Here is a 1,365-nt window from a genome sequence, read left to right as displayed (position 1 = left end):
CCTTGCCCTAGGGTCTGCTTTAGCCATTGTTGCTCCATGCAAGTGCCTCCTTCACTGCACCGGTCGTTTTAGATTGGATAAGCGGTCGGTTTGGGGTGGAATATTGCAACGCCCCGATCGGCTTCCATTTACTGATAATCTCGAACAAATACCCGTGTGATTTCAGCGGTAGTTTTAATGTCGTCCGATTGGCTAACATCGTATTGATGCCGTAAATCCACGCTTCTACTGGTGCGGGAAACGTTTGCCTATCCCGTTGAATTTCCGCTGCCTGTATCATCGGCAAGAGTTCATTCAGTAATGTTGCGACACGGTCAAACGTTAAAGCGGATTTTGCCGGACGAAATAAGCCTAAATACCCGATTAACACCGTGCCGAGCTCGCCGCTTACCATCAATGCCGAGTGAATGGCTCGGCTGGCGGCTTCATTTGCGACTAAACTATCTAAAGAATTGACCGCCCCGCAGGCCGCACATTTCACTTTCATTTGTTGCTCCTTTTTACAGAACTGATTGAAAAATCCCATCATTTTTCAATCACCACTGAAGACCGCCCCGTGCATTTCGCAATCAATTTACATAACAACATTGGTTAAACTTAAATTCATTGGTGGGGCGGCTTGTTTGGGTTATTGATTACATAGTTCCTCCTTATACTTAGGATGTTCCGCTCTTAAAATTTGGTAACAATTTTGACTTAACTGAAACAGGTTAAAATTCTCTGCAGGTACACATTTACAACATTTTACTACGCTATCGCTCTCATAACCGTAAGGTAAGCCTACAATTTGCCAATACTTAACTGCTTTAACAACAACCTCCTTTAATGCTTCGTGATGAAACATAAAGCCGTGTTGACAAACTCTAACCAGCTCCCCATTTTGAATAAGCTGTTTAACTCTCACTCTTAATTGGCTTTCACTAAGCATAGAGCCATCTTTTATGTCAGAGAGAGTTAATGCCGCAAAGTAGCTAATACGTTCTTCACTATTTTCACGAATAGTGACAAGATCATAAGTCCCTAGATAATTGCCGATATAGCGAATAAATGTGCTTCTTGCTATTTTTGACAAAGTTTCGTCCCAAATTAAATCTAAAATCTCATCATCTGAGACTTTCATCTCACTTTCCCTCCGACTTTCGCCAAAATACGTTTGGCGGTTTCAATATGTTCCCTTGCCCACGCGGTTTCCGAGCGAATGAGGGATTTTTCTGCCTGTTCAATTTGAAAACGGGCTTGTTGCAACTGTAATTGCAGTTCTTCTACCAGTGTGATCATCGCTACACCCCGTTTTTCTCTTTCCATTCACACAGCCGAATGCGATCTGAGCACAACGTTTCGTTGGTTTTGCTGGTCGCATTGAGT

General features: G+C 43.0%; 3 protein-coding genes. All 3 read right to left on the bottom strand.

The features are described from left to right. Positions 1 to 19: 19 nt before the first annotated feature. Positions 20 to 487, bottom strand: coding sequence for a hypothetical protein (locus tag RO21_RS06455; RefSeq protein WP_047976982.1), 468 nt, complete (start codon positions 485 to 487; stop codon positions 20 to 22). Between the two features lie 141 nt (positions 488 to 628). Beyond that, positions 629 to 1,120 (bottom strand): hypothetical protein, encoded by a 492-nt coding sequence (locus tag RO21_RS06450; RefSeq protein WP_047976981.1) that lies wholly within the window; start codon positions 1,118 to 1,120, stop codon positions 629 to 631. Beyond that, positions 1,117 to 1,305, bottom strand: coding sequence for a hypothetical protein (locus RO21_RS12830; RefSeq protein ID WP_157019665.1), 189 nt, complete (start codon positions 1,303 to 1,305; stop codon positions 1,117 to 1,119). The genes RO21_RS06450 and RO21_RS12830 overlap by 4 nt, the downstream gene beginning before the upstream one ends. Positions 1,306 to 1,365 lie beyond the last annotated feature (60 nt).

Source organism: Muribacter muris (genome assembly GCF_001038205.1).
In the GTDB taxonomy this organism is placed as follows: domain Bacteria; phylum Pseudomonadota; class Gammaproteobacteria; order Enterobacterales; family Pasteurellaceae; genus Muribacter; species Muribacter muris.
Note: the sequence above shows the minus strand (reverse complement) of the source record. Positions and strands in the feature narration are given on the sequence as shown.

Bases quoted from the DNA above. Each gene is read 5' to 3' on its own strand.
- RO21_RS06455 (WP_047976982.1), bottom strand. From the start codon at position 487: ATGAAAGTGAAATGTGCGGCCTGCGGGGCGGTCAATTCTTTAGATAGT.
- RO21_RS06450 (WP_047976981.1), bottom strand. From the start codon at position 1,120: ATGAAAGTCTCAGATGATGAGATTTTAGATTTAATTTGGGACGAAACT.
- RO21_RS12830 (WP_157019665.1), bottom strand. From the start codon at position 1,305: ATGGAAAGAGAAAAACGGGGTGTAGCGATGATCACACTGGTAGAAGAA.